The sequence below is a fragment of the Sphingomonas sp. T1 genome (assembly GCF_902506585.1).
GTDB classification, from domain to species: Bacteria; Pseudomonadota; Alphaproteobacteria; order Sphingomonadales; family Sphingomonadaceae; genus Sphingomonas; species Sphingomonas aerolata.
Genome location: NZ_LR733875.1, coordinates 872582 through 886398, shown reverse-complemented (window position 1 = coordinate 886398; position 13817 = coordinate 872582). Strand labels below are relative to the sequence as shown.

Annotated in this window: 16 protein-coding genes; 6 read left to right on the top strand and 10 right to left on the bottom strand. The window is 68.9% G+C overall.

Annotation, left to right across the window (positions count from 1 at the left end):
• Positions 1-30: 30 nt before the first annotated feature.
• The 5 genes from GV027_RS03815 to GV027_RS03795 all read right to left on the bottom strand — a co-directional run bounded on the left by GV027_RS03815 (position 31) and on the right by GV027_RS03795 (position 4959).
• Entirely contained in the window at positions 31-666 is a 636-nt protein-coding gene (locus GV027_RS03815; protein ID WP_159511045.1) for a phosphoribosylanthranilate isomerase, read from the bottom strand.
• A gap of 92 nt (positions 667-758) precedes the next feature.
• Complete coding sequence (pyrF, locus tag GV027_RS03810) at positions 759-1433, bottom strand: orotidine-5'-phosphate decarboxylase (RefSeq protein ID WP_159511044.1); 675 nt, start codon at positions 1431-1433, stop codon at positions 759-761.
• Positions 1433-1813 (bottom strand): LapA family protein, encoded by a 381-nt coding sequence (locus GV027_RS03805; RefSeq protein ID WP_042467388.1) that lies wholly within the window; start codon positions 1811-1813, stop codon positions 1433-1435. Before GV027_RS03805 ends, pyrF begins: the two co-directional genes overlap by 1 nt.
• Before the next feature lie 110 nt (positions 1814-1923).
• On the bottom strand, positions 1924-4212 hold the full coding sequence (locus GV027_RS03800; RefSeq protein ID WP_159511043.1) for a patatin-like protein: 2289 nt from the start codon (positions 4210-4212) through the stop codon (positions 1924-1926).
• A 51-nt stretch (positions 4213-4263) separates the two neighbouring features.
• Positions 4264-4959, bottom strand: coding sequence for an endonuclease/exonuclease/phosphatase family protein (locus GV027_RS03795; protein ID WP_159511042.1), 696 nt, complete (start codon positions 4957-4959; stop codon positions 4264-4266).
• A gap of 381 nt (positions 4960-5340) precedes the next feature.
• Between GV027_RS03795 and GV027_RS03790 the strand changes: the two genes are divergently transcribed.
• The 3 genes from GV027_RS03790 to GV027_RS03780 are packed head-to-tail and all read left to right on the top strand — an operon-like array spanning position 5341 to position 8104.
• Positions 5341-6942, top strand: coding sequence for a flavin monoamine oxidase family protein (locus tag GV027_RS03790; protein WP_328799368.1), 1602 nt, complete (start codon positions 5341-5343; stop codon positions 6940-6942).
• An 11-nt stretch (positions 6943-6953) separates the two neighbouring features.
• Positions 6954-7520: a GNAT family N-acetyltransferase gene (locus GV027_RS03785; RefSeq protein WP_159511041.1), complete on the top strand. Its 567-nt coding sequence runs from the start codon at positions 6954-6956 to the stop codon at positions 7518-7520.
• Positions 7521-7555: 35 nt separating this feature from the next.
• Positions 7556-8104: a RidA family protein gene (locus GV027_RS03780; protein WP_159511040.1), complete on the top strand. Its 549-nt coding sequence runs from the start codon at positions 7556-7558 to the stop codon at positions 8102-8104.
• Positions 8105-8120: 16 nt separating this feature from the next.
• Here the strand turns inward: GV027_RS03780 and GV027_RS03775 are convergent, their stop codons facing one another.
• Complete coding sequence (locus GV027_RS03775; protein ID WP_159511039.1) at positions 8121-8693, bottom strand: cytochrome b; 573 nt, start codon at positions 8691-8693, stop codon at positions 8121-8123.
• 132 nt (positions 8694-8825) lie between these two features.
• Here GV027_RS03775 and GV027_RS03770 point away from each other — a divergent pair, with 132 nt between their 5' ends.
• Positions 8826-9308: a potassium channel family protein gene (locus GV027_RS03770; protein ID WP_159511038.1), complete on the top strand. Its 483-nt coding sequence runs from the start codon at positions 8826-8828 to the stop codon at positions 9306-9308.
• A 56-nt stretch (positions 9309-9364) separates the two neighbouring features.
• Positions 9365-10171, top strand: coding sequence for a universal stress protein (locus tag GV027_RS03765; RefSeq protein WP_107932523.1), 807 nt, complete (start codon positions 9365-9367; stop codon positions 10169-10171).
• Between the two features lie 10 nt (positions 10172-10181).
• Here GV027_RS03765 and GV027_RS03760 read toward each other — a convergent pair whose 3' ends face one another.
• From GV027_RS03760 to GV027_RS03750, 3 genes are read right to left on the bottom strand one after another with little or no spacing between them, the layout of a single operon-like run.
• The gene (locus tag GV027_RS03760; protein ID WP_159511037.1) at positions 10182-11096 is read right to left on the bottom strand and encodes a hypothetical protein; all 915 of its coding nucleotides are present in this window, start codon (positions 11094-11096) and stop codon (positions 10182-10184) included.
• Positions 11097-11135: 39 nt separating this feature from the next.
• Positions 11136-11348 (bottom strand): hypothetical protein, encoded by a 213-nt coding sequence (locus tag GV027_RS03755; protein WP_037529043.1) that lies wholly within the window; start codon positions 11346-11348, stop codon positions 11136-11138.
• A complete protein-coding gene (locus GV027_RS03750) occupies positions 11345-12217 on the bottom strand; it encodes an SDR family oxidoreductase (RefSeq protein ID WP_236559042.1) in 873 nt (290 codons plus the stop codon). Before GV027_RS03750 ends, GV027_RS03755 begins: the two co-directional genes overlap by 4 nt.
• Before the next feature lie 126 nt (positions 12218-12343).
• On the opposite strand from GV027_RS03750, the gene GV027_RS03745 reads away from it, so the two are divergent.
• On the top strand, positions 12344-12778 hold the full coding sequence (locus GV027_RS03745) for a DUF3291 domain-containing protein (protein WP_159511036.1): 435 nt from the start codon (positions 12344-12346) through the stop codon (positions 12776-12778).
• Between the two features lie 17 nt (positions 12779-12795).
• Here the strand turns inward: GV027_RS03745 and GV027_RS03740 are convergent, their stop codons facing one another.
• Complete coding sequence (locus GV027_RS03740; protein ID WP_159511035.1) at positions 12796-13803, bottom strand: zinc-dependent alcohol dehydrogenase family protein; 1008 nt, start codon at positions 13801-13803, stop codon at positions 12796-12798.
• Between the last annotated feature and the right edge of the window lie 14 nt (positions 13804-13817).

The following is a 13817-nucleotide window of genomic DNA, read 5'->3' as shown; positions in this document are numbered from 1 at the left end:
AACTGGGCCCCGGCCTTCGCCGGGGTGGTGCTAGAGCGCAGCGACTGCCTTCAGAAATGCCGCGATCCTGGCTTCGTCCTTCGTGCCGGGTTCGCTCTCCACCCCCGAGGACACGTCGACCAGTTCGGCGCCGGTCCGCCGGATCGCCTCGGCGACATTCGCCGGGTCGAGCCCGCCCGACAGCGCCCAGCGCAGCGGATGCCGGAACCCGTCGAGCAGGTCCCAGTCGAAGCGCAGCCCCATCCCGCCGGGCAGCGCGGCCGAGTCGGGGGTTTTCGCGTCGTAGAGGATGCGATCCGCGACACCGACGAACGCATGCGCGCCGTCGAGATCGCCGCGCGTGCGCACCGCGACGGCGACCCACAACTCGATCCCGAACCGCGCGCGGATCGCGGCGGCCCGTGCGGGGGTGACCTTGTGGAGCTGCAGCACGTCGAGCGCCGCGGATGCGATCGCCTGTTCGAGCATCTCGTCCTCGGGATCGACGAACACACCGACCTTGGCGACATGGCCGGGCACGCGCGCGGCGAGTTCGGCGGCCTTGTCGAAGGTCACGTGGCGCGGCGAGGCGGGGAAGAAGACGAAGCCGACATGGCTCGCCCCGTGCCGAATCGCGGCGTCGAGCGTAGCGGGGGTCGAGAGGCCGCAGATCTTGGCGGTAGTCATGGTGTTCCTTAGATCCCGGCGGCCTGTGCATTCCCACATTCTCCGTCAGGATGACGGGGGTAGCGCGTCGGGATGACGGTGGACGGTGGGGGTCAGAGCGTCGCGGCGATCGCGCGGGCGGCGGTGTCGGGGTCTTCGGCCTGAGTGATCGGGCGACCGACCACGAGGATCGAGGCGCCCGCGTCGAGCGCCGCGCGCGGGGTGACGACGCGCTTCTGGTCGCCGACATGGCCGTCGGGCAGGCGGACGCCGGGCACGACGAAGAACCCCCTGGGCCAGATCGCCTTGGCCGCGGCGACTTCGGCGCCCGAGCAGACGATGCCGTCGACCCCGGAGTCGCGCGCCAGTTCGGTCAGCCGTGCGACATGGTCATGCGCGCTGCCGGTGATCCCGGTAGCGGTGAGATCGGAAGCATCGAGGCTGGTGAGCATCGTCACCGCGATGACCTTGGTCCCGACCGGCGCGGCGGCCTTTGCATCCTCGAGCATCGCGCGACCGCCGCTGGCATGAACGGTCAGGATCGCGGGGGCGAGCCCGCCGAGCGCCTGCACCGCCTTGGCGACGGTATTGGGAATGTCGTGCAGCTTGAGATCGAGGAAGATCGGCAGGTCGAACTCGGCCATCGCATGCACGCCGGGCTGGCCGTGCGCGCAGAAGAATTCGAGGCCGAGCTTGATCCCGCCGACATGGTGGCGGACGCGCCCGGCGATCGCCTTGGCGCGGGCCAGATCGGGGGTGTCGATCGCGACATAGATCGGGCTGCTCATCATGCGACTCCCGGCGGGACCGCGGTCGGCGCGGCGGCGGGCGGGATGGCGGACGCGACGGCCGGTTCCTCAGGGTAGGACGGAGTCGGATAGGACGGGGTAGGGTAGCCCACCGGCGGCACGGCATGCGCGGCGCGCAGGTCGAGGATCGTCCGCTCCGCGGTCGCGAGCCGCTGACGCAGGCGCCAGCGCATCGCGAGATTGTAGAGCAAGGTCGGCAGGAACCCGATCAGGAACGTGACCAGCAACAGCATCGGCAGATTCACGTCGGCGATCAGGCCGCCCCAGAGCCGGATCGGCACGGTCGCCCAGTTGGCGATGGTGAAGACTGCGGCGATGAACGCCAGCAGGCACCAGAACAGGATCTTCAGGAACTGCATGACTTATCCCCTTGCATCCGCCCGGGGGTAAAGCCGCCGTCCGCTTTTGGCCAGCCTTGCGCCAACTTAACCCTGTTCCGGACCGGGCCGGCGGTCGCCGACGGTGCGTTTCAGCCGATCTCGCGGCGCAGATCCGCGAACAGGCCGGATACCGCGGTCAGCCGTTCCTCCTCCTCGTCGAGGATGGCGAGGAACGCGGCGCGCTTGATCGCGGCGACACGGCCGGGCTTCATCCGCACCGACGGGGGCAGCGTCGAGACGGTGATGTCGATCATGCGCTCGGCGCCGTGCAGCCGGCCCCAGAGATAGTCGTTCTCGCGGTAGGCGCGGCTGAAGAACGCGCCGAAGCTGTTGAACTGGATCCCCTTCAGCGTCGCCTCCGCCCCGCCCGAGCGAATCGCGACCGCGTCGTCGGGGGCGATCCGGTCGACCTTGATCGGGTCGAATTCGTCGAGCCCCTCGCCCTGCAGCAGCGGCAGCGTCGCGGTGTCGAAATAGGGGAAGCCGAGATAGGCGAGCAGCATCGAGCGGCGCACCGGCCGGTCGAGCGCGACGAAAGCCTCCGCGAGCCGCATGTCGGTCTCGGCGTCGCGGCGGTTGAGGTCGAGCGAGGCGGCCAGCGCGTCGAGCAGCGGCATCGCGTCGTCGCGCAGCGTGCGGACCTCGCGGCGCAGCGCGGCATGCGCGTCGGTCCGCTGGCATTCGAGATAGTCCGACAGCGACGCATAGATCGCATCGCGGATCGGCGCGAGTGCGACCTCCTCGACCTCGGCCTCGAGCACCGTCAGGCGGCGTGCCATCAGGCGCAGCCGGCGGATCCGGAAGCCGAGATCGAAGCGTCGCAGGAACGCGATCGTCGCGGGGCTCGCGCCGCCGCCATGCGCCGCGCCGATCTCTTCGGCGCCGCTCTGCGTCACCGCGGTCGCGATCGCCGCGCGGATCCGGTCCCAGCGCTGCGGCCCGGGTTCGCCGCCGGCGTGGAACAGCAGCGAGGTCAGCGTCTCGACCACGCCCGCGACCTTCAGATGGCCATAGGCGGCATAGCCATAGCCCGCGCTGGCCGCCGCGGCCTTTTGCGCACGCGCGCGCCAGTTGGCGAGCCGCGCCGCAGTCGGGCTGTTGAGGAACAGGGTATGCCCGAACAGCTGCTCGACCTCCGCCTCGACATCGGGGCGGATCGCATCGATGATCGCGCGCATCCGGTCGATCTGCGCCGAGCGCGCGGCGATCGCGTCGAGATTGTCGCGGATCGGCTGTTGGCGCGGCAATTCGCTGATCGCGCCGATGATCGTCTGGAAGAAGCCCGGCGTGCCATTCTGTGGCGGGAGGCGGAACTTCATCCCCGGCGACGGATCGATATAGACGAAGCGGCGGTCGATCTGGCGGCGCGCCGGGCGTTCCTTCAGCGCGTCGATCGCGGGGCGGAACGGCGCATTGGCGAGCACCGACCCGTCGATCAGCACGACCTGATCCGCGCCGTTGGTCGCCGACTGGCGGGGCAGGATACGCTTGAGGAAGGCATCGCGCGACGCCCAGGACGTCTTGCGATCGGCGAGCACGCCGTCGAGCTCGGCGACCATGAACGGCGGGAACGCACCCGGAAAGCTCGACGTCGCGCGTGCGGCAAAGGCGAGTTCGGGGATGTCCGCCAGGCTGTCGGTCGGCGTGCCGTGATCGGAAAAGTCGACGACGACGCGGTGCTCGGTCTCGACCACCTCGGGGGGCGAATTGAGTTTGAGCCGCTCGGGATGGCCGGTGAAATCGGTCACCGTCACGAACAGGTCGAGCGGCTGGCCCGGCGGCAACAGCCGCGGCCCGCGCTCGCTGGCGGCCATCGCGTCGAACGCGTCGAGCAGCAGCCCGGTAAAGGTCGCGCCGCCGAACGGGGGCTCGAACCAGCGCGAGCGGACGAAATGCGACAGCTTGGCCTTCACCTCCTCGCGCGTCGTGTCGTCGAGCGTCTGGACCTTGTCCGCGCTGCGCCCCGCCGCCATCCAGGCGAGTGGCAGCGCCCAGGCCTTCGAGAAGCGCGAATGCGGCGCGGCATGGGGATCGATCAGCGCCTCGACATCGGCCGAGCTCAGCCAGAGATCGGTGAGCGGATCGAGGCTCTGCCCGGTCGCGATCGCCTGGGCGAGGAAGATGCCGTTGATCCCGCCCGCGCTGGCACCGGCAATGATGTCGGCGAGCACGCGGACCTTGAGCGCACCCTGCGCCTCGATCTCGTCGAGCAGGTCGCGGTAGACCGCCTGGCTGCCGGTCCCGCGGTCACCACCGGCATGATGGCCGTGGCTGGCGCGGACGAGATGCCAGATCTCCTTGGTGATGCCGTGCATGTAGACGGCCAGGCTGATCCCGCCATAGCAGACCAAAGCGAGACGAAGCTCCTTCTCGCGCACCCGCTCAGCCTCCGACCGGGCAATGATGATAGCTGACGACGCCGGTCCGGATCATGCGGGCTCCAGCGTCGCCCAGATCGGCAGGTGATCCGACGCCTTGCGCGCCGCGGCGCTGCTGTGCACGCCGCAGCTGGCGATGCGCAGGTCGCGCGACGCCATGATCCGGTCGAGCCGGGCGATCGCGCGGCGCGAATGAAAGCTTGCGCCGGTATCGGCGAACGCGAAGTCGCGTCCGAAGTCGCGCAGGCAGCCCGAGCCCGCGCTCCATTCGTTGAGGTCGCCCATCAGCACGGTAGGGTGTCGGGTCGCACAGGCGTCGACATGCGCGAGCACCGCCGCCGCCTGACGCCGCCGCCACAGCCCCGACAGGTCGAGATGCATGCCGACGACGCGGATCATCCCGCCCGCGGTCCGCACGTCGGCCATCACCGCGCCGCGCGGCTCGAGCGAGGGCAGGTGGATCGCCTCGCTGTCGACGATCACCGCCGACTTGCGCACCAGCACGACATTGCCGTGCCACCCCATGCTGAGCGCACTGAGGCTGACGGGGATCGGCTTCCAGTCGCTATGCTCCTCGAGCAGGTGATAGGGCAGCACGCAGGCGCGTGTGCCGAACCGGCGATCCGCCTCCTGCAGCGCGATGACGTCGGCGTCGATCTCGCGCAGCACCTCGACCACGCGTTCGGGGTTCCGGCGGCGGTCGAGACCGATGCCCTTGTGGATATTATAGCTGGCGACCTTGATCATGTGCGCGGGCTTAACGCGGGATGGCGGGTGCGGGTTGCCGCGGGCTCTGCCGATTGCTCCGGCTTTCGCGGTGCATGATGGACGGACCGGCACCGCACGGCGGCGGAGCGATGGATTGGAATACCGCAATCTCCTTGCGCGCAACAATAGCACCGGGATGCGCGCGAAACAGGACAAAAACTGCTTGCGCGATCGATTCAATTGGGGTGTCATGCGGTCATAACAAAACGCAGGGACGAACGATAACGAGCTGGTGCGGGCAACGCGCCGGTCGCCGGGGGAGTGTGCCGCGGATCCGAGCCAACAGGACGGACGACGCGAAGGTGAGCGACTTTCCAGGGGACGCGCGGTCGAGGCCGCGCAAACGGGGCGGACTCACAGATGATCACGCGGCGATCGATCCTACAGCATATCGGCATGGCGGGCGGCGCGGCCGCGACCTTCGGCGCGATGGAGGCGCTGGGTATCGCGGGCAATGTCGCGGCGGCGGCGCCGATGCCCGATCTGCCCGCCGGCTTTGGCAAGGGGCGATCGGTGATCGTGCTGGGGGCGGGGATCGCCGGGCTGGTCGCCGCCTATGAACTGCAGCAGGCGGGGTTCGACGTCACCGTGCTCGAGGCGCGCGACCGGGTCGGCGGGCGCAACTGGACGGTGCGCGACGGCGACCGGATCGTGATGGACGGCGAGACGGACCAGGTCGCGCGCTTCTCCGACGGCGCCTATTTCAATGCCGGGCCGGCGCGGCTGCCGAGCTTCCACCACCGCATCCTAGGTTATTGCGGCAAGCTCGGCGTCCCGCTCGAGGTCGAGATCAATTCGAGCCGCAGCGCCTTCCTGATGGGGCAGAAGGGCGACAAGGTGCGGATGCGCACCGCGATAAACGACACGCGCGGGCATGTCGCCGAACTGCTGATGAAGGCGGTGAACCAGGGCGCGCTCGACCAGAGTCTCAGCGCAGCGGACAAGCAGGCGTTGCTGCCGTTCCTAAAGACCTATGGCGATCTCGATGCGACGGGGCATTTCGCAGGGACGTTGCGATCGGGGTTCCAGGCGTTTCCGGACGCCGGCGTCGGCGTCTTCGCGCGACCGCCCGCGCCGATGCCGCTCGACCGGCTGCTCGCCAACGAACAGCTGCCGGCGATGCTGTTCGAGGACAATGTCTACATGCAGGCGACGATGTTCCAGCCGGTCGGCGGGATGGACCGGATCCCGGCGGGGTTCGAGCGCGCGCTGACCCGCAAGGTAGTGCGCGGCGCGGACGTGACGCGGATCCGTAACCGCCCCGATGGCGTCGAGATCGCCTGGCGCGATACGAAGACGGGCGCGGGCCGGATCGCGCGCGCCGATTTCTCGGTCTGCACCATCCCCTTTCCGGTGCTCGCCAAGGTCGATTGCGACTTTGCGAAACCCGTCGTGCAGGCGATTGCGGGCGTTGTGTACGACCATTCGAACAAGGTCGCGTTCGATTCGCCGCGCTTCTGGGAACAGGACCAGATCTATGGCGGCATCTCGTTCGTCGGTGGCGAGACGTCGCTGATCTGGTATCCGAGCGCGGGGCTGTTCAGCCCGCGCGGGATGCTGCTGGCCTGCTACACCTCGGGGGAGCGGGCGGAAGGCTTTGCGAAGCTGCCGATCGCCGACCAGGTCGAGCGGGCGCGCGCGGCGGTCGAGCGGCTGCACCCGGGGCATGGCAAGGATCTGGTCAACGGCGTCGCGGTCAACTGGAACAAGATTCCGTACAGCCTGGGGCCGTGGCCGAACTGGTTCGTCGGGATGGCGGGACATCAGGAGGGTGATATCGATACCGAAGGCTATCGTCTGTTGTGCCAGCCCGCGGGCCGCACCGTCTTTGCCAGCGCCGCGCTGAGCCAGACGCCGGGATGGCAGGAAGGCGCGGTCCAGTCCGCGCACCACGCGATCGCCGCGATCGCGGGGCTGCAACGGGCCGATCTGGGCGCGCGGACGGACCGGGTGGCTGTGTGATCGGCATGGTGATGAGCACGGCGACGACGGGCGGGGTGACGATCCGGGCGGCACGGCGCGAGGACATCCCCGCGCTGGAGCAGCTGATCGCGACGTCGGCGGCGACGTTGGGGCAGGGCTTCTACGCCCCCGATGCGCTGGCGAGTGCGATCCGGACGATCTTCGGGGTCGACACCGATCTCGTCGACGACGGCAGCTACCTCGTCGCGGAGATCGACGGCGCGCTGGCGGGGTGCGGCGGGTGGAGCCGCTTCGCCACGCTGTTCGGCGGCGACCGCTATGCCGACCGGTCCGCCGCGCTGCTGGTGCCGGGGCAGGATGCGGCGCGGATCCGCGCGATGTTCACCGCCCCCGGCTTTGCACGGCGCGGCGTGGGATCGGCGATCATGGCGGCGAGCGAGACGGCGGCGCGGAAGGCGGGCTTCGACAAGCTCGCGCTGATGGCGACGCTGTCGGGGGTCCCCTTCTACGAAAGCCACGGCTTCGTCGCGGAGCCCGGGATCACCGTCGACGCGGACGGGATCGCAGTTCCGTTCGTGCCGATGACCAAGGCGCTTCACACGCCCGACGCGTGCTGACGCGCGGGACCACCGAATTTTTAGGAGAGACGACCATGCCAGTGCGACCGATCGTAAACCGCGTCTCGCGTACATTGACCCGTGCCGGTCTGGGAACGGGACTGGCGGCGGCGGCGATGCTCGCGACGCCGGCAACCGCGCAGATCGTCCGCCACGCCAATCCGGGGCCGGGGCCGTCGCTGATCCTGCAGAGCGTGACGATCCCCGCGGGCGCGGAAACGCTGGTGCTGTCGGGGCAACTCGCCGCGCCGATCGATCCGTCGAAACCGGTCACCGGCGTCGAGTCGTTCGGTGACACCAGGACGCAGACGGTCAGCATCTTCACGAAGATCAAGGCGATCCTGGCGGAGCATGGCTATACGATGGCCGATGTCTACAAGCTGACGGTGTTCGTTACCGCGGACCCGGAGCGCGGCGACGGCAAGATGGACTTTGCCGGCATGAACGACGGCTTCAAGCAGTTCTTCGGAAGTGCCGACAACCCCAATACGGTCGCGCGGTCGACGGTGCAGGTCGCAGCGCTCGCGGGCCCCAATTATCTCGTCGAGATCGAGGCGACCGCGGCGCGGATGCCGCGTCGCTGAGGCGGCGGGGCGGCGGTCAGCCGTCGCCCCGCGCGCCCGACGGCAGCATCCGGTTGCCGATACGGTCGACGAACTGGTGCTTCAGCGCGGCGCCGACATGCAGGACGAGCAGCGCGCAGGTCAGCCAGACGAGCAGGCCGTGCGCCTCTTCGAACCCCTCATGCGCGCCGCGCGGCAGGCCGGGGATGAACGGCCAGCTCAAGCCGCCGATCAGCGAGGTGCTGCTGCTGGTCAGCGCGGGCTTGCCCGTCGACAGATACATCCACCCGGTCGCGGGCAGGCCGATCAGGATGACGTAGAACAGCGCGTGGTTGGCGCGGGCGAGCACGCGTTCCCAGGTCTGTAGTGCAGCGGGGAAGGGCGGCGGCGGATTGGCGATCCGCCAGATCAGCCGGGCGATGCTGAGCAGCAGGATCGTGAAGCCGAGCGTCTTGTGCCAGTCGAACCAGCCGGTGCGCAGGTCGCCGCGCGGCATGTCGGCAAAGGTCCAGCCGACATAGAGCTGGATGAAGACCAGCGCTGCGATGATCCAGTGGAACGCGATCGCGCCCAAATTGTAGCGCCGTGCGCCATCGCGTCGTGCCGTCATCTGCTGTCTCCCCGGTCGTCCGGTTCTACGCCGCGCGGCCATCGGCGTACAGTGGTCATCCCGCCTGCACCGGGGCCGGTCTAGGTAGATACCCGCATGGGAAACCGCAGGCGGCCGCCCTAGGCTGGAGCGATGAACCTCTTCGTCCAGCTCGCGGTGGCGACGGGCATGGTGCTGGCCACCATCCTGGTCCATCTTGCCGGGTTGGCCGGGCTGTTGCTGGTGATCCGGCGGCAGGGGCGCAGGACCGGGGTGCGGCGGCGCTGGCATGACGTGATCGGCATCGTCGGCGCCGCGACCGCGCTGTTCGTGGTCCACGGGATCGAGATCTGGGCCTATGCGCTGTTGTACAGCGGGACGGGCGCACTCGCCGATTTCGGCACCGCACTGTATTTCTCGACCGCGACCTACACGACGATCGGGTATGGCGACGTGCTGCTCGGGGAATCGTGGCGGATCGTCGGCGCGATCGAGGGCGCCAATGGCGTGATCCTGCTCGGCTGGTCGACCGCCTTCTTCGTCGCGATGGTCGCGCGCATCACGATCGTCGAGCGCGAGTTCACCGAGCGGCCCGCGACCCCGCGACCCGCGGCGGATCCGTATAAACCGCAATAACGCGCGCCAGCCGGACGGCCTAGCAACGGGGCTGTATCCAACCCGAAAGGCGTCCGATGAAAAACATTCTGGTGCTGGCGCATGACGACGAGGGCCAGGAGGCCCGGCTCCAGGCGGCGCTCGATCTCGGGCGGGCGCTGACGGGGCATATCACCTGTCTCGACGTGACCTATATCCCGCCGATCCTGGGGAACGACTATAGCGAGGCCGGCTATGCGATGGCGGCGGTACTGGCCGACGAAACGACGCGCGAGCGTGCCAACAAGGTGACGCTAGAGGCTCGGTTCGCGCGCGAGGATGTCGCGTGGAACTGGGTCGACGCGACCGGGGAGGCGGCGGCGTGCATCGTCCGTGCCGCGGCACTCGCCGACGTCATCGTCCTCAACCGCCGGCTCGACAACCCGTCGGTGATCGACATGCGCCGCACCGCGAGCGAGCTGATCGTCAAGTCGGGCAAGCCGGTGCTTGCGGTGCCGGGCGAGTCCCGGGGGATCGACCTGGCGACCGCACTGGTCGCATGGGACGGGTCGCCCTGCGCCGCGGCGGCGCTGCGCGCGGCGGTGCCGATGCTGAGGCTCGCCGACCAGGTCACGCTGTTCTCGGTCGACGACGGGGCGATGGCGTCGCCGATCGAGGACGCCGCCACCTATCTGTCGCGCTACGACATCCACCCCGTCATCCGCCGGATCGAGGTCCAGCCCGGCGGCGCGCCCAAACAGCTGCTCGCCGCCGCCGCGAGCGGGCAGTACGGCTATGTCGTGATGGGCGGGTTCGGGCATCTGCGCTTTACCGAGGCGCTGTTCGGCGGGGTGACGCGGACCATGCTGACCAGCAGCCCGATCCCCGTCTTCCTCGCGCACTAAATGAGCGGGGTCAGAGCGCCCCGGTCAGCAGCAGCTTGCGGACGTCGTCCTGCACCTGGTTAGCGGCGCCCAGCCGCTCGATCAGCTGTGCGGGACGGCTGCCGCGCAGGCCCGCGACGGTCAGTTCGCCGTCGCGGACATAGGTGTAGACGCCGCTGACCGCGAACGCCGCGACATGGCCGATATGCGCCTTCTGTCCGTCGATCGTGGCGGTGAAGCGGTCCGAGGCGAAGAAGCGGCGGCGGGTCATCGGCGTCTCGAAGGCGAGCTCGAGGATCGCGACCTGTTCACGCTCGGGCGGCACGGTGTGCGCGACGTCGGGCGCGGGCGGTGCGGGGTTCGCATTGTCGTAGCGCTCGGGCAGATGCAGCCGCAGCTTCAGCACTGCAGGGTCGGCGGCGAGCGTCTCGGCGAACTGCGTCATGAAGCCCGCAAATCCGGCGGCATCGGTGTCGCCGATCCCGAAATGGACGTGCAGCCGATCGATGCTCTCCCCGCCATTGGGTACCGGATTGGCGATCCGGTCGACCAGCGTCCGTGAGCCCTGCGGCAGCGCATAGGCGACGGTCGCGGCGAACATGTTCTGTTCGTCGGCGAACAGGATCGGGCAGGCGGCGTTGAAAATTTCCTGATCCGCGGCGCTGGCAAAGCCGATCTCGACCCCGCCATCGAGCACATAGTCGTCGAACGGCGCGATCCCGTCGATCGCCGGCCAGAGATGCGCGTCCTGCGCGCGATCGAGATGCATCTGGACGTACCAGCCGAGCCCGGGAATGCGCGAGCAGAGCGGTCCATGCACGTCGCGCCAATAGGTCGCGAAGACCTCATGCGGGACCTGCGGACGGCGCAGCACCGTCGTGAAGGTGTTGATCGCGATCCGCGAATCGCGCGCGGAATAGTCGGTCGTGACGCTGGGGTCTGACATGGAAGGATCTTTGTTCTGGAGAAATCGAAGGGAGCAGCGTCAGCGCTCGCGGAGATCGGGGACGCTGTAGACAGAGGGTTCGTCGTCGGCGGTGCCGCGTGCGAAGACGGCGATGTCGCCCGGCATCACCTCCTGCCGGGCCCACCGGTCCCATCCGATATGGATGAAATCCGGCGGGCCGAAGATGCGCAGCGCGGCGCTGTATTCGTCGCCGCGAAACCCGACAAAGTGCAGCGCGGGGCGGGCGCTCACAGCATCGGCATGCCGCCCGTCACCGGCAGCAGCGCGCCCGACATGTAGCTGCCCTCGTCCGAGGCGAGCAGGACATAGGCCGGAGCGAGCTCGCCCGGCTGGCCCGCGCGGCCAAGCGGCGTGTTCTGGCCGAGCGTCTCGAGCTCGTCGCCGCCCTTGGCGATCGGCTGGATCGGCGTCCAGACGGGGCCGGGGGCGACGCAGTTGACGCGGATGCCCTTGGGGGCGAGCAGGTTGGACAGCCCGATCGTCAGGCTCGCGATCGCGCCCTTGGTGGTCGAATAGACGATCATGTTCTCGGTCGCGATCTTCGCCTGCACGCTGGTCGAATTCACGATCGCGGCGCCCGGCTTCATGTGCGGCACCGCGGCCTTGGCGAGGCGGATCATCGCGAAGACATTGGCGGAGAAGGCATCCTGCATCTCGTCGTCGTCGATATCGTCGAGCGTTTCGTTCATCGTCTGCGCGGCGGCGTTGTTGACGAGGATGTCGAGCTTGCCGAGATCCGCGACGGTACGCTCGACCAGCGCCGCGCAGTGATCGCGGTCGCGAATGTCGCCGGGCAGCTGGATGCAGCGGCGGCCGGCCTTCTCAACCCAGGCCTTGGTCTCGTCGGCATCCGCCTGTTCCTCGGCGAGATAGGAGATCGCGACGTCGGCGCCTTCGCGCGCATAGGCGATCGCGACCGCGCGACCGATGCCCGAATCGCCGCCGGTGATCAGCGCGACGCGGTCTTTCAGCAGCCCCTTGCCGACATAGCTGTCCTCGCCGTGATCGGGCTTGTTGCGCATTTCGACCTCGAGACCGGGGCTCGGCTGCTGCGGCTCGTTCGGAAAGGACGTGGGGGCGCTGCTGCGGGGATCGCTCATAATCTCGTGTCCTGGGTATAGTTTAGGGGGGATATGCGGGTCGAACGAACCAGCACGCGCATCGCTCCGCCGCGCAGGCCCGATCGCGCAGTTGCTGGGCGATGCGGGCAGGCGTAGGTGTCGCGCATGGCCTTTGTCAGCGTCACCCGGCTTCGCTTACGTGCGCTGCGGTTCCTGCCGCTGTTCGCGCTCGATGCGCTCAGGACCACTGCGCAGGTGCGGCGTGCCGACGGGTATCTTACCGGGGCCATCCTGCGCGACCGTGCGCTGACCTTCTGGACGATGACGGTCTGGCGCGATGCCGCGGATATGAAGCGCTATATTACCGACGGGTCGCATTTGAAGGCGATGCCCAAGCTGATGCACTGGTGTGACGAAGCCAGCATCACCCACTGGACCACCGAGACCGCGAACCTGCCCGGCTGGGACGAGGCGGATCGGCGGATGCGCGGGGAGGGTCGGCCGTCCAAGGTCCGGTATCCGAGCGCGGACCACGCCGCGCTCGACTACCGCCCGCCGCGGCTGACCGGCGCGGCAGCGATCCCGCCGCACCGGGGGTAATTACCCAAAAGTTGCGCTTACCATTCGATGCCGATCTTGCCGAAATGCGCGCCGCTCTGCTGGAGGGCGAACGCCTCGGCGAGCTGGTCGAGCGGGAAGCGGCGGTCGACCACCGGCTTGATCCCGGTCGCGTCGATCGCGCGGACGAAGTCCTGCTGTTCCTGACGACTGCCGACGATCAGGCCCTGGAGCCGCGCCTGCTTGCCCATCAGCGCGGCGGTCGGGACCTCGCCGCTGTTGCCCGTCAGCACGCCGATCAGCGAGATGTGCCCGCCGACACGGACCGCAGTGATCGACTGCGCCAGCGTGCCCGGGCCGCCGACCTCGACGACATGGTCGACGCCGCGCCCGCCGGTCCAGTCGACGACCTTGCGCCCCCAGTCGGACTCGTCGCGATAGTTGAGCGTGAAGTCGGCGCCGAGCGCGCGCGCACGGTCGAGCTTCTCATCCGATGACGAGGTGATCGCGACCCGCGCGCCCATCGCCTTGGCGATCTGCAACGCCCAGATCGACACGCCGCCGGTGCCGAGCAGCAGTACGGTGTCGCCCGCCTTCAGCTTGCCGTCGACGACGAGCGCGCGCCACGCGGTCAGCCCGGCGGTGGTGATCGTCGCCGCCTCCACCGCGTCATAGCCCTTGGGCGTGTGCGTGAAGGCGGTCGCGGGCAGGACGACATACGCCTGTGCGAAGCCGTCGATGCCGTCGCCGGGCGTCCGCGAGAAATCGCCGATCGTCGGCGTGCCGGTCTGCCAGTCGGGGAAGAAGCACGACACGACCTGATCGCCGACCGCGAATTCGGTCACGCCGTCGCCGATGCTCTCGACCACGCCGGCGCCGTCGGACAGCGGGATGCGCCCGTCCTCGGTCGGCATCCGGCCGGTGACGACGCCCAGATCATGGTAGTTGAGCGAACTACCGTGCAGCGCGACACGGATCATTCCCGCGCCCGGCACGCCCGGATCCGCACGGTCTTCGCTCTGCAGCGTGTCGAGCCCCGCGGGCGATCGCAGCGTCATGGCCTTCATCGTCAAACTCCTGA